This is a genomic window from Arthrobacter sp. ZGTC412 (assembly GCF_002929215.1).
In the GTDB taxonomy this organism is placed as follows: domain Bacteria; phylum Actinomycetota; class Actinomycetes; order Actinomycetales; family Micrococcaceae; genus Arthrobacter.
The window spans coordinates 236,578-256,996 of record NZ_PJII01000002.1 but is presented as its reverse complement, the minus strand read 5'-3'; the positions used below and the strand labels follow the sequence as shown (position 1 = coordinate 256,996).

15 protein-coding genes are annotated in these 20,419 nt (G+C 66.5%); 4 read left to right on the top strand and 11 right to left on the bottom strand.

Annotated elements, in window-relative coordinates; genetic code table 11:
• Positions 1-194: 194 nt before the first annotated feature.
• From CXQ88_RS04310 to nirB, 3 genes are read right to left on the bottom strand one after another with little or no spacing between them, the layout of a single operon-like run.
• Positions 195-1,343 carry a uroporphyrinogen-III synthase gene (locus CXQ88_RS04310; RefSeq protein WP_104042927.1) on the bottom strand — a complete coding sequence of 383 codons (1,149 nt, stop codon included), beginning with the start codon at positions 1,341-1,343 and terminating at the stop codon, positions 195-197.
• A 14-nt stretch (positions 1,344-1,357) separates the two neighbouring features.
• Positions 1,358-2,392 carry a uroporphyrinogen-III C-methyltransferase gene (gene cobA / locus CXQ88_RS04305; RefSeq protein ID WP_104042926.1) on the bottom strand — a complete coding sequence of 345 codons (1,035 nt, stop codon included), beginning with the start codon at positions 2,390-2,392 and terminating at the stop codon, positions 1,358-1,360.
• A gap of 2 nt (positions 2,393-2,394) precedes the next feature.
• Positions 2,395-5,040 (bottom strand): nitrite reductase large subunit NirB, encoded by a 2,646-nt coding sequence (gene nirB / locus CXQ88_RS04300; protein ID WP_104042925.1) that lies wholly within the window; start codon positions 5,038-5,040, stop codon positions 2,395-2,397.
• 271 nt (positions 5,041-5,311) lie between these two features.
• On the opposite strand from nirB, the gene nirD reads away from it, so the two are divergent.
• On the top strand, positions 5,312-5,698 hold the full coding sequence (gene nirD, locus CXQ88_RS04295) for a nitrite reductase small subunit NirD (RefSeq protein WP_104042924.1): 387 nt from the start codon (positions 5,312-5,314) through the stop codon (positions 5,696-5,698).
• 26 nt (positions 5,699-5,724) lie between these two features.
• Here nirD and CXQ88_RS04290 read toward each other — a convergent pair whose 3' ends face one another.
• Together CXQ88_RS04290 and CXQ88_RS04285 are read right to left on the bottom strand one after the other, a co-directional pair.
• Positions 5,725-7,476 carry a phospho-sugar mutase gene (locus CXQ88_RS04290; RefSeq protein WP_104042923.1) on the bottom strand — a complete coding sequence of 584 codons (1,752 nt, stop codon included), beginning with the start codon at positions 7,474-7,476 and terminating at the stop codon, positions 5,725-5,727.
• Between the two features lie 81 nt (positions 7,477-7,557).
• Positions 7,558-8,376, bottom strand: coding sequence for a purine-nucleoside phosphorylase (locus CXQ88_RS04285; RefSeq protein ID WP_104042922.1), 819 nt, complete (start codon positions 8,374-8,376; stop codon positions 7,558-7,560).
• A 105-nt stretch (positions 8,377-8,481) separates the two neighbouring features.
• On the opposite strand from CXQ88_RS04285, the gene CXQ88_RS04280 reads away from it, so the two are divergent.
• Entirely contained in the window at positions 8,482-9,897 is a 1,416-nt protein-coding gene (locus CXQ88_RS04280) for an NAD(P)H-quinone dehydrogenase (protein WP_104043064.1), read from the top strand.
• Between the two features lie 81 nt (positions 9,898-9,978).
• A complete protein-coding gene (locus tag CXQ88_RS04275; protein ID WP_104042921.1) occupies positions 9,979-10,164 on the top strand; it encodes a PspC domain-containing protein in 186 nt (61 codons plus the stop codon).
• Positions 10,165-10,196: 32 nt separating this feature from the next.
• On the opposite strand, the gene CXQ88_RS04270 is transcribed toward CXQ88_RS04275, so the two are convergent.
• Genes CXQ88_RS04270 through CXQ88_RS04260 form a run of 3 tightly spaced genes read right to left on the bottom strand, consistent with a single transcriptional unit; the run spans position 10,197 to position 15,482 of the window.
• On the bottom strand, positions 10,197-11,759 hold the full coding sequence (locus CXQ88_RS04270) for an FAD-dependent oxidoreductase (RefSeq protein ID WP_104042920.1): 1,563 nt from the start codon (positions 11,757-11,759) through the stop codon (positions 10,197-10,199).
• A complete protein-coding gene (locus tag CXQ88_RS04265; RefSeq protein ID WP_104042919.1) occupies positions 11,756-14,008 on the bottom strand; it encodes a molybdopterin oxidoreductase family protein in 2,253 nt (750 codons plus the stop codon). Before CXQ88_RS04265 ends, CXQ88_RS04270 begins: the two co-directional genes overlap by 4 nt.
• Position 14,009: 1 nt before the next feature.
• Positions 14,010-15,482, bottom strand: a complete 1,473-nt coding sequence (locus CXQ88_RS04260; protein ID WP_104042918.1) for an MFS transporter — start codon at positions 15,480-15,482, stop codon at positions 14,010-14,012.
• A gap of 277 nt (positions 15,483-15,759) precedes the next feature.
• Here CXQ88_RS04260 and CXQ88_RS04255 point away from each other — a divergent pair, with 277 nt between their 5' ends.
• Positions 15,760-17,172: an MFS transporter gene (locus CXQ88_RS04255; protein ID WP_104042917.1), complete on the top strand. Its 1,413-nt coding sequence runs from the start codon at positions 15,760-15,762 to the stop codon at positions 17,170-17,172.
• A 60-nt stretch (positions 17,173-17,232) separates the two neighbouring features.
• On the opposite strand, the gene CXQ88_RS04250 is transcribed toward CXQ88_RS04255, so the two are convergent.
• Genes CXQ88_RS04250 through CXQ88_RS04240 form a run of 3 tightly spaced genes read right to left on the bottom strand, consistent with a single transcriptional unit; the run spans position 17,233 to position 20,292 of the window.
• Positions 17,233-17,970, bottom strand: a complete 738-nt coding sequence (locus CXQ88_RS04250) for a glutamine amidotransferase (RefSeq protein WP_104042916.1) — start codon at positions 17,968-17,970, stop codon at positions 17,233-17,235.
• 48 nt (positions 17,971-18,018) lie between these two features.
• On the bottom strand, positions 18,019-18,459 hold the full coding sequence (locus tag CXQ88_RS04245; protein WP_104042915.1) for a YybH family protein: 441 nt from the start codon (positions 18,457-18,459) through the stop codon (positions 18,019-18,021).
• Between the two features lie 18 nt (positions 18,460-18,477).
• A complete protein-coding gene (locus CXQ88_RS04240; protein ID WP_104042914.1) occupies positions 18,478-20,292 on the bottom strand; it encodes an acetyl/propionyl/methylcrotonyl-CoA carboxylase subunit alpha in 1,815 nt (604 codons plus the stop codon).
• Positions 20,293-20,419 lie beyond the last annotated feature (127 nt).

Here is a 20,419-nt window from a genome sequence, read left to right as displayed (position 1 = left end):
CCCTTTCGCTGGCGGCCGGGAAACGGCCGGAACTTCGTGATGAACCCAGCGTAGGCCCGCACTTTTTCCGGGGTGTTTCCCCGCAGTTGCCGTTTACAGGGCCTGCGTTCGCCAGTGTTTACCGGCCGGTAACAGAACCAGTGACATGGCTCTCATTCCTCCGCCCGTGGACACATTCGGCACCGACCACACCGCTATACCCGGATGCGGTAGCCCCGTTTCACCACGGTCTCCACCAGCCGTCCGTCGGGCAGTGAGGAGCGGAGCCGGCTGACAGTCATGTCCAGGGCGTGCACCGATCCGCGAAGTTCCAGCAGGTCCGACAGCGACTCGCGGGACAGGACCGCGCCGCCGGCACCCAGCAGGGCGCGGAGCAGCAGCAGCGGGGCGGGCGCGAGTTCCACAACCTGGCCGTCGATACGGAGGCTGCGCCCGCGCAGTTCGATGTTGCCGCTCCGGGTGTCCAGCCGCCGGACGTGGTTCAGGGCGAGGTGCTCGCACACCAGCCTGATGAGCGCGCCCATACGGAACCGTTCCGGAACCAGGGGCGTCACGCCGGCGTCGAGCAGGGGCTGTGCCGTGACGGGACCCACCACCGCGGTGGTGACGTTGGTCTTCAGGCTTTCGATCAGCTGTTTGTAGACGCCCATCTCATGGGCGGTGCTCCACATGGCGTCGACGGCGGGCGCGCTGGTGAAGGTCAGGACGTCCAGGTTTCCGCTGCACGCGGCCTCGATAAGGCGGGGAAGCCTGTCCGCGCCGTCGGGCTTCACCCAGCGGTAAGGCGTAACCGTCAGGACGGTGGCGCCGGACATCCTCAGGCGCTCCAGCTGGCGGACGTCGGTGTAGCCGTGCAGCTGCACGGCAACGGTCTTGCCCCGGACGCCCTCGGCGAGCAGCATGTCCACCAGCGTGGCAGTGGTTTCGTCGCTGCTGATTCCGACGTCGGCAAGCCCGGCCGCGCGGACGGCACCGCGCGCTTTGGGGCCCCGGACGAACATCCGGCAGGCACCCAGGGTTTCCAGCAGTTCATCGCCGATCCCGAAGGAGTCCGCGGCTTCACACCAGCGGCGCATTCCGTAGGCGGTGGTGGCGATGCAGAGGTCCGGCTTGGCCGCGATGATCGCCCGGGTGTCATCGATGAGGCTCATGTCCTCCTGCACGGGAGCGATTTTCAGAGCGGGCGCGTGCAGCACCTCCGCACCGCGGCGTTCCAGGGCCTCGATCAGGTCCTGGGACCGCCGGTGCGACGTGACGCCGATGCGGAAACCCTCCAGCGGGGCTTCGGTGGCGTCGGGCGCTTCTTCAACCTGTGGAGTTTCGGCCGGTGCAAGTGCAGTCATGGAGGTCAATCCTTTCACGAGCCCAGCAGCGAGGCCGCCAGCCTGTCCAGGTCGGCGGCGGCCTCAGCGTGCCCGCGGTTGGCTTCCGCCACCCGAACCACCTCGCCGATAACGAGGACAGCCGGGTTGCTGCAGCCGGCAGCTGCGGTGGTGATGGTGCCAAGGTCCGCGATGGTGGTGCGCTGCCCGGGCAGGTAGCCGCGCTCAACGACGGCCATGGGCATGTCTGCGCGCATCCCGGCCCTGCGGAGTCCGGCCGCGAGCTGATGGAGGGTGCCGATGCCCATCAGGACAACAATGGTCCCGCCCAAACCGGCCAGGTGGTGGTGCTCCTTTTCGGTCAGGGGTGCGTGCCCGGAGACCACGGTGAACATGTGGCTGACTTCGCGGTGCGTGACCGGGATACCGGCTGCCGCTGGAACGGAGATGGCGCTGGTGACGCCGGAGATGACGCGGACCGGCACCCCGGCTGCCACGCAGGAGGCAACTTCCTCGCCGCCACGGCCAAACACGTACGGATCGCCGCCCTTGAGCCGGACCACATTGTTGCCTGCGAGGGCACTTTCCACCATCAGCTTCTCGATGTCGCCCTGGCTCACCTTGTGGTGGCCGGGCTTCTTGCCCACGTCCACCAGTTCAGCGGAGGTCAGGGACGCCAGGTCCTGGCACGGCGCCAGGCGGTCATAAAACACGACGTCGGCGTCCCGGAGAGCCTTGACTGCGCCGACGGTGAGCAGCTGGGTGGTTCCCGGGCCGCCACCCACAAGGGTGACGTGGCCGGCGGGTCCGGCCGCCGGCTCGGCGGCCACGGGGATGCCGGCCGCGCGGCACCGGTCCAGCAGGGATTCCCAGCCGGGCTGGCCGTCGTCGACCGCGGCAACAAGGAAGGGACGTTCGGGCAGCGGCCCGTCGTGGCCGGTACCCTGGGGGGTGCTGAGGCGGGAGACGACGGCGCCGGCGGCCCCGTAGCGGCGGACCGCCTGGCGTGCGGCGTGGTCCGAGCCGGTGACCAGGACCTCGCGGCCGGTGAGATCAATGCTGAGCTGCATGCCTATACCTCGTTCTCGGTCAGCAGTTCGGGCGTGGAGGACCTCACCGGGATGGACGCGCCGATCAGGACTTTCCCCTTTTCTTCCTGGGTAGCGGGGCGCATCTGGCCACGCTCGTCCGGGACAAAGGTAATTGAGTCGTCCTTCTGGTCCGGCGCGTTGACGAAGGAGCGGAACCGGCGCAGGCGCTCGGGGTCCTTGAGGGTGTCCGCCCATTCGTCCTGGTAGGTGTCCACGTGCTTGGCCATGGCCGCCTCAAGGTCCGCGGCGATGCCCAGGGTGTCCTTGACCACCACGTCCTCAACGTGCTTGATGCCGCCGTCGAGCTCTTCCTGCCAGCGCGCGGTGCGCTGCAGGCGGTCGGCCGTGCGGATGTAGTACATGAAGTAGCGGTCGATGTATTTGATCAGCGTTTCGTCATCGAGGTCCTTGGCCAGCAGCTGGGCGTGGGCGGGGGTGGCACCGCCGTTGCCACCGACGTACAGGTTCCAGCCGTCGGCCGTGGCGATCACGCCAACATCCTTGCCGCGGGCCTCTGCGCACTCGCGGGCGCAGCCGGAAACGCCCATCTTGAGTTTGTGCGGGCTGCGGAGGCCGCGGTAACGGAGCTCAAGCTGGATGGCCATGGCCACCGAGTCCTGGACACCGAAGCGGCACCAGGTAGACCCGACGCAGGACTTCACCGTGCGCAGGCTCTTGCCGTACGCCTGGCCGGATTCGAAGCCGGCGTCCACGAGTTCCTTCCAAATTTCGGGAAGCTCCTCCAGGCGAGCGCCGAACATGTCGATGCGCTGGCCGCCGGTGATCTTGGTGTACAGGTTGTACTTCTCGGCCACGGCTGCGATGACGCCAAGCTTCTTCGGAGTGATCTCGCCGCCGGCGATGCGGGGGACCACCGAGTAGGTGCCGTCCTTCTGCATGTTGGCCAGGGCGCGGTCGTTGGTGTCCTGCAGGGTGCCGCGGCCGGCGTCCAAAACGTAGGCGCTGTTTTGGCTGGCCAGGATGTTGGCGATGGTGGGCTTGCAGATGTCGCAGCCGGAGCCGGTGCCGTACTTGGCCATGATCTCTTCGAAGGAAGTGAGTTCCAGGACGCGGATGGCGTCGAACAGTTCCTGGCGGGACAATTCGATGTGCTCGCAGAGGGCCTTGGAGACCTCGACGCCGGACTTGGTGAGTTCGGTTTCCAGCAGCTTCTTGAGCATCGGGACGCAGGAGCCGCACTGGGTGCCGGCGCGGGTGCAGCCTTTCAGCTCACCCAGTTCCTGGACCGGGGCGTTGCCCTCGCAGGCGCCGCAGCCGTTGATGGCGTCGCGGATGCTGCCGGCGGTCACGTTGTTGCAGGAGCAGAGGGTGGCGTCGTCCGGCAGTTCGGTTTCGGGGGCTTCACCGCCGCCGGCCGCGGTGAGGTAGGCGCCGGGTTCCGCGCTGAGTTCGCGGCCCAGGAGCGGGCGAAGGCTGGTGTAAGGGGTGGCGTCGCCCACGAAGATGCCGCCGAGCAGTGTCTTGGCGTCGTCCGTGGTGACGATCTTTTGGTATACGCCGCGGGCCGGGTCAGCGTAGACGATTTCGAGTGCGTGCTCGGTCTTTGCGAACGCGTCACCAAAGCTGGCGACGTCGACACCGGAGAGCTTGAGCTTGGTGGCGGTGTCGAAGCCAGGGAAGGTCGCCTCGCCGCCGTGGAGGCGGTCGGCGACGATCTCTGCCATGGTGTTGGCGGGGGCAACCAGGCCCAGGCACATGCCGCCGAAGTTGGCCACTTCACCGATGGCCCAGATTCCTTCGACCTCGGTGGCGCAGTAGTCGTTGATGACCACGCCGCCGCGCTGGCCCAGCGAGAAGATCTGCTCCTCGCCCTCTGCAGCGCGGAAGAGTTCGTCGCGGGGCCGGACACCGATCGCGACGATTACAAGGTCAGCATCGATGATGCGGCCGTCAGCCATGAGGACGCCGGTGACCTGGCCGTCGTCGTCGGACAGTACTTCCGAGGGGAAGACGCCGCCGTGTACTTTGAAGCCCTTTGACTTAATGAGCCGGCCCATTGCCTGGCCGGCTCCTTCATCCAGCTGTGTGGCCATCAGCCACTGCGAGCCGTCGATGACAATCGGGTTGGCGCCCAGCTGCTCTGTGCCTGCGGCCGATTCGAGCCCAAGGAGGCCGCCGCCGATGGTCACGGCGTTGACCTTGCGTCCCAGCTTCTCGGTGAGCTCGGCGATGGCCTTGTTGATGGCCCAGACGTCTTCGAGCGTGCGGTAGACATGCGTGTGCTCGGCGCCGGGGATGGGAAGGCGGGCGGCATTCGAACCCGTGGCAACCACGAGTTCGTCGTACTCGAAGACGCTTCCGGCCGCGGTTTCCACCGTCTTGGCTTCCTTGTTGATTTTGACAACGCGCTCACCGGTCTTCAGCGACATGGCTTCGTGGTCCCACATGGACGCCTCACCCAGGGTGAGGTCGTAGTCCATTTCGGTCAGGGCCTTGGAGAGGGCCACGCGGTCGTAGGGGAGGTGGGCTTCCTCAGTGAGGACCGTGACATGCCAGCCTTCGAGGCCACGGGCATGCATTGCGTCCGCAAAACGGTGGGCCGCCGGGCCGCCGCCGGCGACGACGATGCGGCGCGGAGTCTCTGTGCTGGAAGTCTGTTCGGTCACTGTGGGCCTTTCGCATGGGCGGCAGACGGTTCTCTGCAGCCTTTTCAGTCGAGCTGTCCATCCAGACTAGGGAGCCGCAGTTTCGCTTCAGTTTCCCGATTGTTTCGTCAACTTAACTTCTGCATCACGAACGCGTTTCCGGCTGCGTGAGGTGTCTTTTACGCGCCGGACACATTCACTGCACCCCTTTGAAACACCCGCGGCCTAGCGTGGAACACGGCTGCAGAGGCGGCCAAACGCATGAACTATAGGCACAGGGAGAGGAGCCGACATGACGGCAACACTGGAACTTGGGGCACTCGCAGCCGGCATCGATGCGGCCGTATCCGGCATCACCGCCGGCTGGCACCGCGTTTGCCGTGTGGATGATCTGGAACCTGCATGGGGCGAAGCAGCCCTCGTCGCGGGACGCCAGGTCGCGCTCTTCCGCACCGGCCCCGGCGAAGTTTTCGCTGTGGCCCACGAGGACCCGGCTACCGGAGCACACGTTATGGCCCGGGGGATCCTCGGATCGCGGGGCGCCCGTCCCACCATCGCTTCCCCACTGCACAAAGAGGTCTATGACCTGGAAACCGGCGAGTGCTTCAGCACCCCGGGGCTGCGCCTTGCGACGTTCAGCATCCGCATTCTCGATGGCTTCGTTGAGATCGAGCTCTAGCGGCCTTTAGCCCCGAGGCCTGCGGGCTAAAGCCCCAGTGCCTCGCTGACGTCCTGCAGCACCTCGTCAAGGGCCGCCCGCGCTGCCTGCCGGGCTTCCGGCAGTTCCGCGGCGGTGCCTACGTGGTGGATGACTTCGAGGTAGCACTTGAGCTTGGGCTCGGTGCCGCTGGGCCGGATGATCACCCGGGTGAGGTCCCGTGTGAGGTAGACGAGCCCGTCGGTGGGAGGAAGCAGTTCGCTGCCCTCGGCCAGGTCCGTGAAAACCTCCACCGCGGATGACCCGAAGGATTCCGGCGGGGTGACCCGGAGCCGGTTCATCATGGCGTCCAGGAGGCCCAGGTCCGCCACCCGGATGCTGAGCTGGTCGCTGGCGTGCAGTCCGTGCTGCAGGTACAGCTCGTCCAGGGTGTCAAAGACAGTCTTACCGTCAGCCTTTGCCGCGGCAGCGAGTTCAGCGATCAGTACCGCTGCGGAGATCCCGTCCTTGTCCTTCACCACCTCGGGCGCCACGCAGTAGCCCAGGGCTTCCTCGTAGCCGTACAGCAGACCAGGCACCCGGGAAATCCACTTGAACCCGGTCAGTGTCTCCTCGTGCGCGTAGCCGGCGGCCGTGGCAATCCGTGCCAGGAGCCGCGAGGACACGATCGAATTCGCGAACACGCCCTGGCTGCCGCTGGCGCCGTCGTTCCCGTCTACTGCCGCCAGCCGCGCTGCGATGTGGGCACCCAGGAGCGCGCCGACCTCGTCACCGCGGAGCATTCGCCAGGCGCCGGTTTCCGGATCCTTGGCCGCAACTGCCGCCCGGTCGGCGTCGGGATCATTGGCGATGACAATGTCAGCATCCAGCCGTTCAGCCGTTTCCAGGGCCAGGTCCAGTGCTCCGGGTTCCTCCGGGTTCGGGAAGCTGACGGTGGGAAAGTCCGGGTCCGGTTCAGCCTGCTCAGCCACGAGGGTGACGTCAGTGAACCCGGCAGCCTTCAGCACGTTCTGCGCGGTTTCGCCGCCCACGCCATGCATCGGGGTGAGGACGATGCGCAGGTTCCGGGCGGGGAAGCGCTCCGGCAGGGCCAGCGCTGCTGTGGCCTGCTCGTAGCCCGCGGCCAGGGAACTGTCGAGCACTGTCCAGCCGTCGGGGGCAAGAACAATAGACTCCAATGGGCCGACGGCGTAGATGCGGGCCGCGATCTCGGCGTCGTAAGGCGCCACGATCTGCGCGCCATTGCCGCTTGCCGGAACGGCATGGCGGCCCAGGTAAACCTTGTAACCGTTGTCCTGCGGCGGATTGTGGCTGGCGGTAACCATCACGCCGGCGTCGCATTCCAGCGCCCGCACAGCGTAAGCCAGCAGGGGAGTGGGCAGCGCCGCCGGCATGAGGAAGGTTTCTATCCCGGCTGCCGTGAAGATGGCGGCGGTTTCTTCCGCGAAGATGTCCGAGTTGTACCGGGCGTCATAGCCGACGACGGCGCGCGGCCGGGTTACCGGTGACGCCTGACCCACTGCCTGGAGCAGGAAGTCCGCCAGCCCTGCGGCGGCCCGGCGCACCACCACCCGGTTCATCCGGTTGGGTCCAGGACCCAGGGCCGCACGCAGGCCCGCCGTGCCGAACTGCAGTGTCCCGCGGAAGCTGTCTTCGAGTTCCTGCCGGGCTGCCGGCGCGCCCTCTTCAACAAGCCGGACAAGTTCCAGGAGCGAAGCCGAAGTCTGGGGGTCCGGGTCTTGGGCGGCCCATTCGCGGGCCTCGTTGAGCAGGCGGAAATCGGCAGCGGAAGACGTCATGGGCCTAACGCTATCGTCATTGGGCACCGGACTCGTGCCGCCCGCCGCGGAAACAGCAAATAGATCCGCCCGGGGTGGACGTCAGAGGCGGGCGATGATTTCGGCGAGCAGTTTGGAAATCCGGGGACCTGCGGCCTGTCCTGACTCGATGACTTCCTGGTGGCTGAGCGGGTGGGGGCTGATGCCCGCGGCAAGGTTGGTGACCAGTGAGATGCCGAATACTTCCATCCCGGCGTGGCGCCCGGCGATGGCTTCGAGGGCGGTGGACATGCCCACCAGGTCGGCACCAATGCGCTTGGCGTACTGCACCTCTGCGGGCGTCTCATAGTGCGGGCCGGGGAACTGGGCGTAGACACCCTCGTCCAGGGTTGCGTCCACCTCCCGGGCGAGTCCGCGGATCCGGGCTGAATACAGGTCTGTCAGGTCAACGAACGTGGCGCCCTCCAGCGGTGAGGCGGCGGTGAGGTTGATGTGATCGCTGATCAGTACCGGCGTGCCGGGTGCCCAGTTTTCGTTGAGCCCGCCGCAGCCGTTGGTGAGGACCAGGGTGCTGCAGCCTGCTGCCGCCGCCGTCCTGATGCCGTGGACTACGCTGCGGACGCCCTTGCCCTCGTAGTAGTGGGTGCGGGCGCCCAGGACCAGGGCGCGCTTGCCCTCCTTGGTGAGCACCGAGCGGATGGTTCCCACGTGCCCAACAACCGCAGGAGCGTGGAAGCCGGGAACTTCTTCAGCGGACAGGGTGGCGGTGGTTTCACCGATGAGGTCGGCTGCCTCGCCCCAGCCGGAGCCCAGGACCAAGGCGACGTCGTGGCTGTCCACGCCCGTCTCCTCGGCGATGTACTCGGCGGCGGCACGTGCGGCGGCGAAGGGATCGGTCTTCAGGAAGTCTGTTGTACTCACTGGTACAAGTTATCGTGCCGCTCCGGCTGCGCCCACCCCACGGGCGGTTTCGTGAGAGACCGTTTTCTTTGGCGGTAAGGGGAGGATGCAGGAGAATGATTGATTGTGACTACGCATCCAGACTTCAGCTCACCCCGGATCGCAATCCTGGGAGGTGGTCCCGGCGGATACGAAGCTGCCATGGTGGCCGCCTCGCTCGGAGCGCAGGTCACGATCATCGAACGGGCGGGGCTGGGCGGCTCAGCAGTGCTGACCGACGTCGTACCCTCCAAGACTCTGATTGCCACGGCGGACCTGATGACCCGCGTCGCCGAGGCGGGGGAGCTGGGAGTGAAGTTCGACGTCGACGGCGGCGACTTTGTACCCGTGATGCGTGCGGACCTCAAGCACATCAATGACCGCCTCCTCAACCTGGCGCGCAGCCAGTCCAAGGACATCCACGACGGCCTGGCCAACCAGGGCGTCCGCATCCTGAGCGGATCGGGCCGGCTCGTGGACGACCACACCATCGAGGTCCTCACGGCCGAGGGTACGGAAACCGTGGAGGCGGATACCATCCTGCTGGCAGTGGGCGCCCATCCGCGCGAGCTTGCCACGGCCCGCCCGGACGGCGAGCGGATCCTCAACTGGACGCAGATTTACGACCTCGATGAACTGCCCGAGGACCTGATTGTTGTGGGTTCCGGTGTGACCGGAGCCGAGTTCGCCTCTGCCTACAACGGCCTGGGTTCCAAGGTGACGCTGATTTCCAGCCGCGACCGCGTGCTTCCGGGCTCCGACGTGGATGCAGCAGTGGTCCTGGAGGAAGTGTTCGAGCGCCGCGGCGTCCGGGTCCTGTCCCGCTCAAGGGCCGAGACCGTGGAGAGGACCGACGACGGCGTGGTGGTAACCCTCAGTGACGGCTCCAAGGTCACCGGCAGCCACTGCCTCCTCTGCCTGGGCTCGATCCCCAGCACTGCAGGCCTTGGCTTGGAAGAAGCCGGGGTGGCCGTCAGCGAAAGCGGCCACATCAAGGTGGACAGGGTCTCGCGCACCAGCGCTCCCAACATTTACGCAGCCGGTGACTGCACCGGGGTGCTGCCGCTGGCCTCAGTGGCCGCCATGCAGGGCCGCATCGCAGTGGCCCACTTCATGGGCGACAGCGTCACCCCGCTCAAGCTGCACCAGGTGGCATCCAACATCTTCACCTCGCCCGAAATCGCCAATGTTGGCGTCTCCGAGGCTGAGATCGACTCCGGCAAGTACCAGGGCGACGTGGTCAAGCTTTCGCTGCGCAGCAACGCCCGTGCCAAAATGCGCAACCACAAGGACGGCTTCGTGAAGATCTTCGCCCGGAAGGGCTCGGGAACGGTTATCGGCGGTGTGGTGGTAGGACCGAACGCCTCCGAGCTGATCTTCCCCATCTCCATCGCAGTAAAGCAGAAACTGCACGTGGATGACGTCGCCAGCACCTTCACCGTGTACCCGTCATTGACCGGATCCATTTCTGAGGCGGCACGCCGGCTGCACGTGCACCTGTAGCTTCGGCGGTTGCCCCAGCCCGTCGGTGGTGGGCTTGCCGAAACCAGGCTCAACGGCCGCATATTCGTGTAGCGTGGCGGCATGACAACAGCCCTGGTCCGTCCCCGCAACGGCAAAATTATCGGCGGTGTTTGCGCAGCCCTGGCCTCCCGGTTCGGGCTCCCGAAATTCCTGGTCCGGCTGGGCTTCGTGATCTTCGGCCTGGTGGGGATCGGCGAACTGGTCTACATCGCGCTCTGGATCATGATCCCGAAAGCACCGGCGTAAGCACAGGCTCTACCGGGTGCCATGGCCCGGGCTCAACTTCCGGCGGGAACCGCCTGGAAGTGTTTTTCGATCAGTCCCTTGATGTCCTCGTGGCAGCCGCCGCAGCCGGTGCCGGCCCGGGTTGCCTTGGACACTTCGGCCACGGTTGAGCAGCCTTCCTCCACAGCGCCCGCGATTGCGGCTCCGCTGACACCCGCACACCGGCAAACCGTCCCCTCCGAGGCGGCAGAAGTGCCCGGGAGCTGGTCCGGCCCGTCGAGGCGCAGCAGCAGCGACCGGTCGGCGGGCAGTTCGTCACCGCGCTCAAACAGCCCCACCAGCTCTGCCGCAGTACGGGGCATGCCCACAGCCACGAGGCCCTCCAGCACGCCGCCGCGGGTGGTCATCTTCACGTAGCGCCCATGTTCAGGGTCTGCCCACTGTGCGATCTGCAGGCGCGGGCGGCCGTTGACTGCACCCGCGGTGAGGACTTCCTCGTCCCAGGGTTCAGCAGCGTTGTCCCCGGCCACTGCCATGTTCATGCCCCGGGCCTTCAGGACAACGACGCTGGCCTGCTCGGGCGGCAATTCGGGCAACAGGTCGGCTTCACCGGTCGCCTCGGCCGCCAACAGGGTCAGGTATTCCGCGAGCCACTCCGCCTGCCGCCACCCAGGTCCGACAAGCCCGGACGGGCCTTTGGCGTTCCGGCACTGCGCGCAGTCAGGATCGGGGCAACGGACCTCGGCGCAGTCGCCAATGGCAAAGATGTGCGGCTCATGGTGGGCCCGGAGCCGGTGGTCCACCAGGATTCCTGTAGACGTAGAGAGGCCGCAGCCCTCGGCGAGTTCCGTGCGGGGACGGACACCGCACGAGAGGACCAGGAGGTCGCCGTCGATCGCCGACCCGTCCTCCAGCAGCAGGGCCGAGAACCCGCCGTCGGGCGCATTGTGCTCGACTCCTGTAGACCGCGCATTGCCCGCCATCCGCACGCCGCAGCGCCTCAGGCTCGCAGCCAGGACCGCACCGCCCCCGCGGTCGATGTTTTGGCCGAGCGGGTGGGGCCCGTTGTGGACCACTGTCACGGTGGCGCCTTCTTCCGCCGCGGCCAGGGCCGTCTCCAGCCCCAGGACACCGCCCCCCAGGACCACTACCCGTTTGCCGCCCTCCACTGCGTGGCGCAGCACCTCCGCATCACGGAGGTCCCGCAGCGCGGTAACACCCGCCGGGAGGACCGGCGCGGCGGGGTCCGGGTTGATGCCGGTCAGGTTGGGAATCACCGGGCGGGACCCCGTGGCGAAGACCAGGCGGTCGTAATGGGCAACCCCGCCGTCGGTCAGGAGGACCTGCTGGCGTGCGCGGTCCACCCGGCGGACGCGGACGCCAAGCCGGACATCCACACCGTCAGCGGCCAGGTCGCCGGCGTCGGAAAGTGCCAGGGCATCGGCGGTGGTCCGCCCTACGCCTAGGTCGGCAACCAGTACGCGGTTGTACGCAGCTTCCGCTTCCGCGCCCACCACAGTGAGGTTCAGGTGGCCACTGCGGACAGCAGGCAGGAGCTCATCAACCAGCCGCGCCGCCACCGGCCCGAACCCTACAATGACAACTTGCTCGCTCATGAGGCCTCCGTCGTTTGAAGCACGCTGGTTGAAACCGGTGCGGCAGCCGGCCGTACCCACACCTTGTTGAACTTGAACTCCGGCATTCCCGAGATGGGGTCCGTGGCCGCCTCAGTGAGGCGGTTGGCGCTCTCGAGTTCGGGGAAGTGGAAGGGCAGGAAGACCGTGTCAGGGCGGATGGCGGTGCTCAATTCAGCCCGGCACAGCACCTCGCCGCGCTCATTCGCCACCGAGACGAAGGCGCCCTCGGTGATGCCCATTGACGCCGCGGCCGCCGGGTGGAGCTGCAGCTTCGCTTCGGGCCGGGCCTCCAGCAGCTCTGATACCCGGCGGGTCTGCGCACCGGACTGGTAGTGCTCCAGGAGGCGGCCGGTAATGAGGGTCATGGTTTTCGCGGTCAGACCAGTGCCGTCCCCAAAGGGGTTAGCGCTGGGAGTACGACGGCGGCGCGGCGTCACCGGGGTCATCACGGCTTTGCCGTCGGCATGGGCGAACCTGTCCCGGAACAGCCGCGGGGTTCCTTTGCTGCCGGCGGGGTAGGGCCAGTAGGCGGCTTCGCCACGGTCCAGCATGGCGTAGTCGATGCCGGAGTAGTCGGCAAGTCCGCCGGCAGAGGCCAGCCGGAGTTCCTCAAACACGGTTTCCGGGTCCTCGCTGTAGGTGGACGGGGCGTCGAGGGCCTCAGCCAGCCGTGCCATAATCCAGAGCTCGCTGCGGGCTCCCGCCGGCGGTGTCAGGGCCCTGCGGCGGCGCAACACGCGGCCTTCGAGGTTTGTGAGCGTGCCTTCCTCCTCGGCCCATTGGAGAACGGGAAGAATGAGGTCTGCTTCAGCCGCAGTCTCGGACATAAAGAAATCGCAGACCACCAGGAAGTCCAGGCTGCGCAGGCCGTTGATGACCGCGTTTGCGTCGGGCGAGGCCACGGCGATGTTCGAGGCGTGGACAAAAAGGCAACGGACGCCGTCGGGCTTTCCCAGTGACTGCAGCAGCTGGACGGCCGGCAGGCCCGGCCCGGGAATAAGGGCCTCCGGGACGCCCCACACGCCGGCAACGTGTGCGCGGGCAGCGGGATCGGTGATTTTCCGGTAGCCGGGGAGCTGATCGGCCTTCTGGCCGTGCTCCCGGCCGCCTTGGCCGTTGCCCTGGCCGGTGAGGGTGCCGTAGCCGCTGCGGGCCGAACCCGGCAGTCCGAGCAGAAGGCTGAGGTTGATGGCTGCCGTGGCGGTATCGGTGCCGTCCACATGCTGTTCTACGCCACGGCCCGTGAGGATATAGCTGCCGCCCTGGCGTGCGCCTTCGGCGAGCCGGCGGGCGGTTTCCCGGATCAGTTCGGCCGGGACACCGGTGATGGACTGCACCCGCTCAGGCCAGAAGGAGTTCACGCTGCGGACCACGGCGGTGTAGCCCGAGGTGCGTTCCCCGATGTAGGTGGTGTCCACCAGGTTTTCGTGGATGACCACATGGGAGATGCCCAACAGGAGGGCAAGGTCGGTGCCCGGCAGGGGCTGGAGGTGGAAGCCGCCTCCGTCAGCCGTAAAAGCAGCCGTGGCTGAGCGGCGGGGATCAACCACAATCAGCCCGCCGGCGTCGCGCGTTCCCTTCAGGTGCTGCACGAAGGGCGGCATGGTTTCGGCCACGTTGGAACCCAGCATCAGGATGGCGCTGGCGGTGTCCAGGGCTTCGAGCGGGAACGGCAGGCCGCGATCGACGCCGAAGGCCCGCATTCCTGCAGCCGCAGCTGAGGACATGCAGAACCGGCCGTTGTAATCGATCCGGGAGGTTCCCAGGGCAAGCCGGGCGAACTTGCCCAACATGTACGCCTTCTCGTTGGTGAGGCCGCCGCCGCCGAACACGCCCACTGCGTCCCGCCCATAGCGGGACCGCGCGTCCTTCACGGCGGAGGCGGCCAGGTCGAGGGCCTGGTCCCAGCTGATGGGGCGGTGGACGCCGTCGGCGCCCTTCCGGAGGGGTTCGGTGACCCGGCCCGGGTGGTTCAGGAGCGAGGCAGACGTCCAGCCTTTGCGGCAGAGGCCGCCGCGGTTGGTGGGAAAGTCCCGGCCGCTCACCTCGACGGGCGCACCGGGGGGCGCACTGAGTGGGGCCTCGAGGTCGGGGCGCGCTGCTGCCGGTGGTGCGGGCACGGGGACTGGCCCCGGCTGGGAAGCCGGGGCCAGTTCCGCTGGAGACGTGAGCGTCATGGCGCACTGCAGGGCGCAGTAAGGGCAGTGCGTGTCGGCGCTTTTGGTCATGTTAGACGTGTCCCATCGCATTTCGGTTGGCATTGCGGATGTAGAAGGCCCAGCAGACAACGAGCATCAGGATGTATGCCCCAACGAAGCCGTAGAAGGCGGGTGTGTACGATCCGCTGGCGGTGTTGGAGGCGTTTAATACCTGCGGGATCACAAACCCGCCGTAGGCGCCGATGGCGGAGATCAGGCCGAGCGCCGAGGACGCGAGGCGCTGGGTTGCCACCGTGCTTGCCCCGTTCCGGGCGGCCCGGCTGGAGGTGGCGAAGATGACCGGGATCATCCGGTAGGTGGCGCCGTTTCCAAAGCCGCTGGCGGTGAAGAGCATCAGGAAGAGGACCAGGAAGAGCCAGAAGTTCTTCAGCGGCAGGGTCCAGATCATGGTGAGCGTGATGACGGCCATGGACGCGAAGGCGGCCACGGTCATCCGGGCGCCGCCCATGCGGTCGGCCATTCGTCCGCCGTACGGGCGTGCCAGGGAGCCCACCAGCGGTCCGAGGAAGGCCAGCGAGAGTGCCACCGTGCCTACTCCGATGGAGGAGAAGGCGGGGAAGTAGTCCTTGATCAGCTTGGGGAACACGCCGGCGAAGCCGATGAAGGAGCCGAAGGTGCCGATGTACAGCAGGGCCATGATCCACAGATGCGGTTCCTTCAGGGCGGCCACGGAACCGGCGATGTCACCCTTGGCGCTGGTGAGGTTGTCCATGAACTTCCAGGCGCCAAAGGCCGCGACCAGGATGAACGGCACCCACATCCAACCGGCCATGGGCAGGTTGACCGTGCCGACGGCGAGCAGGGTAATCACAATCGGGACAGCGAGTTGTGCGACGGCGGCACCCATGTTGCCGCCAGCGGCGTTCAGGCCCAGCGCCCAGCCCTTTTCACGGGCCGGGTAGAAGAAGGTGATGTTGGCCATGGAACTGGCGAAGTTTCCCCCACCGAAGCCCGCGAGGGCCGCCACGAGCAGCATGACACTGAAGGGGGTTTCCGGGTTGGAAACGCACAGGGCCAGGCCGATCGAGGGAATCAGGAGCAGCAGGGCGGACACGATGGTCCAGTTGCGGCCGCCGAAGCGGGGAACCATAAAGGTGTAGGGGATGCGCAGGGTTGCACCCACCAGACTGGGCATGGAGATCAGCCAGAAGATTTCGGAAGTGGAGAAGTTGAAGCCGGCGGCGGGCAGCTGGACCACCACGATGGACCAGAGCTGCCATACAACGAAACCGAGGAACTCGGCGAAAATTGACCAGTTAAGGTTGCGGCGGGCGATGGAGCGGCCGGCGGATTCCCACTGTTCCTTGTTCTCGGCATCCCAGTTGGCAATCCAGCGGCCGGGGCGGAATTCAAGGACGGGGGCGTCTGTGGTGCGGGTAGAGCCGGGCTGTGCGCTGGCGGATGCGGCGGATCCGGGCCTTGCGGGTTCGTCCAGATCCAGGGAATTGCCGGGGCCGGCATCAGCGGTGCGGTCAACAGTCACGGGGTACCTCCTTTGGGGGGATGTTGTTCCTCAAAGGTAGGGAAGCCGCGTTTCGCGGACCGACGATGTTTGTTAACGCGCTGTGACATTTGCCTATCGGTGGCCGTTGAGGGACGTGAGGCACAGGCTTGGGGCCACTACATGAGACGTACAGCACATGTCCGGATAGTGGACCTTTCGTCCATTGACTGGACCGCGGGAACTAATATCGAACTCTAACTATTTTGAGCCGGGCCTTTACGCACGGTCTGGTCGGTTCTCATGAAAGCGTTTACCTATGTCATCCACCGATACCTCCACGGTGCCAGGATCCCCGCAGCCGGTGAACTCACGCGGCCGCGTGATCGTCGCCAGCCTGATCGGCACCACGGTCGAGTTTTACGACTTCTACGTCTATGCCACTGCGGCCGTACTGGTTTTCCCGCAGCTGTTCTTCCCCAACCAGAACGAAACCACCCAGCTGCTGAGCTCCTTTGCCGTTTTTGGTGTGGCATTTGTGGCCCGGCCCCTGGGCTCGATTGTCTTTGGCCACTTCGGCGACAAGTTCGGCCGCAAGGGCACCCTGGTGGCATCCCTGCTGACCATGGGTATTGCCACGTTCCTGATCGGTTGCCTGCCCACCGCGCTGGTACCCGGCTGGGGCTTCTGGGCTCCTGCCCTGCTGGTGGTTATGCGTTTCGCCCAGGGCCTGGCCCTGGGTGGCGAATGGAGTGGCGCTGCGCTGCTGGCTACGGAGAACGCCCCGGCCAACAAGCGCGCCATCTATGGCACCTTCCCCCAGTTGGGTGCCCCCATCGGCTTCATCATCGCCAACGTGATCTTCCTGGTCTTCAGCTACGCACTGTCCCCGGCTGACTTCCAGTCCTGGGGCTGGCGCGTGCCGTTCCTGCTCAGCGCCGTTATGGTCATCATCGGTCTCTACGTCCGCCTGAAACTGATCGAAACCCCTGCCTTCACAAAGGTGATTGAGTCCAACGAAGTGGCCAAGCTGCCCCTGGGCCGGGTATTCAAGACCAGCTGGCGCCAGCTGATCCTCGGTACGTTCATCATGCTTGCCACCTACGTGCTCTTCTACCTGATGACCACGTTCACCCTGACCTACGGCACACGCCCCGCCAGCCTGGACGCCGCCCGGGCCGCAGCCGAAAAGGCCGGAAAGCCGATGACTGAGGCCGCCGCGGCAGCCTTCGTTCCCGGCCTCGGCTTCACCCGCAACGACTTCCTCTGGATGCTGATTGCCGGCGTCGTCTTCTTCGGCATCTTCACCCTTGTCTCCGGACCGCTGGCTGAAAAGTACGGGCGCCGCAAGATGCTGCTTGCGGTTACCTGCGGCATCTTCGTCTTCGGCCTGCTCTTTGTCCCGCTGTTCAGCGGCGGCTTCGTTGGCACCATGGCCCTGCTGGTCATCGGCTTCTCCCTGATGGGCCTGACCTTCGGGCCGATGGGTGCGTTGCTGCCGGAGCTGTTCCCCACGAACGTCCGCTACACCGGGTCGGCCGTGAGCTACAACTTCTCCAGCATCCTGGGCGCAGCGGTGGCTCCGTTCATCGCCGTCGCCCTGTGGGAGCTGGCGGACGGCAGCCCGGTACTGGTGGGTGTCTACCTGACCGCCATGTCGGTTCTGACCCTCATCGCCCTGTTTGTCAGCAAGGAAACCCGCGACGTGGACTACGAGAACAACGTGGCCTGATAACGCCGCCGCGCTAACAAGCGGAATGCCCGGCTGGTCTGCGGACCGGCCGGGCATTTTCTATGTGCCCGAGGCGTAGCGGGCCACAAAGTTCTTCAGGATGTTCATTGGTTCGGTGACCGTGAACTGCCGGGCGTCGTCCATGAGCTGCTCCGCCGATTCTGGCGGGAAGTAACCGGCATGGCGGTAGATGTCGATGCGGGTGCAGAGGCCCTCGGCGTCGAGCTCGGGGTGGAACTGGGTGGCGTAGAGGTTCTTGCGGATGCGGAACATCTGGACGGGACACGCGGCGGACCCCGCCAGCAGCACGGCGTGCGCTGGCAGGACAGTGCAGGCTTCCTTGTGCCCGGTGAAGGCGGTAAACGTCCTGGGCACGCCGCTGAGCACGGGATCCTGCAGGCCGGCGTCCGTCAGCTGAATATCGGCGGCGCCGAGTGGTTCGCCAAAGGTCCTGTCGATCACGGCGCCCTGGTGCGTCCCAAGCGTCCCGACGCCGTAGCAGGCACCGAGGAACGGGAAGTCCCGGGCCACCAGCTGGTCCAAGAGGTTGGACAGCTCGCGCTCAACGCGGTGCTGCGTGGGAGTCTTGTGTTCGGGCGGGTCGCTGGACGTGTACGGGCTGCCGCCCACGATCACGCCCGAGTAGCTGTCAAGGTCCAGGTCGGGCAGGGGAGCGGCCTCCAGCCGGATGCGTTGGAGCTCGGGGGGTTCCAGTCCGCCGTACCGGAGATAAGCGGCATACTCGTCCTCGGCGGCTGCGTCTTCGGCCCTTGAGGCCAGGAGCAGGAAAGGCTTCATCCGCTTAGTGTGCCTTTTCCGGCGGAGCCTGTCAGCTTGCCAGGCCTGTCAGCTGGCGGCGGGCTGGCTCAGGGAACGGCGGGACTGCGGCCGGGCAGCCGGGTCGGCGTGGCGGTGCAGGAGCTTCCAGTACCCTTCTTCCCGGCGGAAGACGCTGGTCACGCGGAGCGCGAACTCCTCGGCCACTGCGGCGCCGTCCAGCCGCGCGCGGAAGTGTTCCGTCTCTACCAGGAAGGCAGTGTCACGGGCGGTGTAGGAGGTGATGGTGTCGAATCCGAGCATTTCACCGTCCTGGAACTGCCGGGCCGCCTGGTCCAGCCGGGCTTCCACCTGCGCCCAGCCGCGGGCGATGCCGCCGAACGGGTTCGCCAGCGTGACGTCGTCAAGGCGGGAGTACAGCTCCTTGATGGGTCCGGGGTCGCCGCGGGTGATTTCGGGGACGGCGAGGTGGTAGCGGTCCACTTCTTCTTCAAAGCTGGGTGCGAGCATGGGGGCCTCCGGCGCTTGCTAGTCTTCGATGGTGGCGATGACGGCGCCGGCTGACACCGTTTCGCCGGGTGCGGCGGTCAGGCCGGTGATGGTTCCGGAGCGGTGCGCGGTCAGCGGCTGCTCCATCTTCATTGCCTCAAGGACCACTACGAGGTCACCCTCCGCCACAACATCGCCGTTGGCCACCGCCACCTTGACGATGGTGCCCTGCATGGGGGAAGTCAGCGCGTTGCCGGTGGCTGCTGCCGTGCCCCCCGAGCGGGAGCGCTTCTTCGACTTGCCAGGCTTGGCCGCGGCGCCGGCGGTGCCGGTTCCCACCGAACCGAGTGAGGCGGGCAGTACTACCTCGAGGCGTTTGCCGCCAACTTCAACCACCACGCGCTGCCGTTCCTCGGCGTCAGCCTCGGTCCCGGCGCCGCCGTCAGGGGTCCAGGCCGGAAGGTTGTTGACGAATTCGGTCTCGATCCAGCGGGTGTGGACACGGAAGGGGCCCTCCGCCGGCGCGAATGCGGGGTCCGAAACTACGGCGAGGTCGAACGGGATCACCGTCGGAATGCCTTCAACCACCATCTCCTCCAGGGCGCGGCGGGCCCGCTGCAGGGCCTGCGGCCGGCTGGCTCCCGTCACGATCAGCTTGGAAAGCATGGAATCGAAGTTGCCGCTGATCACATCGCCCTCCTCCACGCCGGAGTCGATGCGGACGCCGGGGCCCGTAGGGTTCTTCAGGACCCGGAGCGTGCCCGGGGCCGGCAGGAAGTTCCGTCCCGGGTCTTCGCCGGTGATGCGGAATTCGAAGGAGTGCCCGCGTACCTCGGGATCGTCGTAGCCAAGTTCCTCGCCGCGGGCCAGCCGGAACTGCTCGCGCACCAGGTCGATACCGGTGACTTCCTCGGAAACGCAGTGCTCCACCTGCAGGCGGGTGTTCACTTCAAGGAAGGAGATGGTGCCGTCCTGGCCCACCAGGAATTCGCAGGTGCCGGCGCCAAGGTAGCCGGCCTCCTTCAGGATGGCTTTGGAGGAGTCGTAAAGGCGGCGGTTCTGTTCCTCGGTAAGGAACGGTGCCGGGGCTTCCTCCACAAGCTTCTGGTTGCGGCGCTGCAGTGAGCAGTCACGCGTGGAGACCACCACCACGTTGCCGTGGGCGTCCGCCAGGCACTGGGTCTCGACGTGGCGGGGTGCGTCCAGGAAACGCTCGATGAAGCACTCGCCGCGGCCGAAGGCGGCGGTGGCTTCGCGGACAGCGGATTCAAAGAGTTCGGGAATCTCGTCGCGGCTGCGGGCAACCTTGATGCCGCGCCCGCCGCCGCCGAAGGCCGCCTTGATGGCCACGGGGAGCCCGTACTGGTCCACGAAGTCAAGGATCTCCTCGGCGGACTGGACGGGGTCGGCGGTGCCGGGGACCTGGGGTGCGCCCACCTTCTCGGCAATGTGCCGGGCCTGGACTTTGTCGCCCAAGGCGGAGATGGCCGCGGGGGAGGGCCCGATCCAGGTGATGCCGGCCTCGATCACGCGGGCAGCGAACTGGGCATTCTCGGCCAGGAACCCGTAGCCGGGGTGGATGGCGTCGGCGCCTGACTGGCGGGCGGCGTCGATGATCTTGTCCATCACGAGGTAGGACTCGGCGGCGGTGCTGCCGCCCAGCGCGTAGGCCTCGTCAGCAAGGCGGACGTGCAGGGCGTCACGGTCTGCGTCCGCGTAGACAGCAACGGAGGCGATGCCTTCATCACGGGCGGCGCGGATGATGCGCACCGCGATTTCACCGCGGTTGGCGATCAGCACCTTTGTGAGGGTCGACTGCGTGGGACGTGCGGACTGCTCCAAATTTGCTGACAAGGCGTCTCCTTCTTTCCTTCAGGGAGCCTAGCGCGGTTTTGAGGGTTCCGCCGATATTACTTGCGGATTCCGCGTGTAAACAGCCCATGCTTTGTAGGGAAGCTACAAGACGACCTGAAATCGCGTA

Excerpts from the sequence above, each read along its gene's own strand:
- CXQ88_RS04310 (WP_104042927.1), bottom strand. The coding sequence starts at position 1,343 with ATGACTGCACTTGCACCGGCCGAAACTCCACAGGTTGAAGAAGCGCCC.
- cobA (WP_104042926.1), bottom strand. The coding sequence starts at position 2,392 with ATGCAGCTCAGCATTGATCTCACCGGCCGCGAGGTCCTGGTCACCGGC.
- nirD (WP_104042924.1), top strand. The coding sequence starts at position 5,312 with ATGACGGCAACACTGGAACTTGGGGCACTCGCAGCCGGCATCGATGCG.
- CXQ88_RS04290 (WP_104042923.1), bottom strand. The coding sequence starts at position 7,476 with ATGACGTCTTCCGCTGCCGATTTCCGCCTGCTCAACGAGGCCCGCGAA.
- CXQ88_RS04275 (WP_104042921.1), top strand. The coding sequence starts at position 9,979 with ATGACAACAGCCCTGGTCCGTCCCCGCAACGGCAAAATTATCGGCGGT.
- CXQ88_RS04270 (WP_104042920.1), bottom strand. The coding sequence starts at position 11,759 with ATGAGCGAGCAAGTTGTCATTGTAGGGTTCGGGCCGGTGGCGGCGCGG.
- CXQ88_RS04265 (WP_104042919.1), bottom strand. The coding sequence starts at position 14,008 with ATGACCAAAAGCGCCGACACGCACTGCCCTTACTGCGCCCTGCAGTGC.
- CXQ88_RS04255 (WP_104042917.1), top strand. The coding sequence starts at position 15,760 with ATGTCATCCACCGATACCTCCACGGTGCCAGGATCCCCGCAGCCGGTG.
- CXQ88_RS04250 (WP_104042916.1), bottom strand. The coding sequence starts at position 17,970 with ATGAAGCCTTTCCTGCTCCTGGCCTCAAGGGCCGAAGACGCAGCCGCC.
- CXQ88_RS04245 (WP_104042915.1), bottom strand. The coding sequence starts at position 18,459 with ATGCTCGCACCCAGCTTTGAAGAAGAAGTGGACCGCTACCACCTCGCC.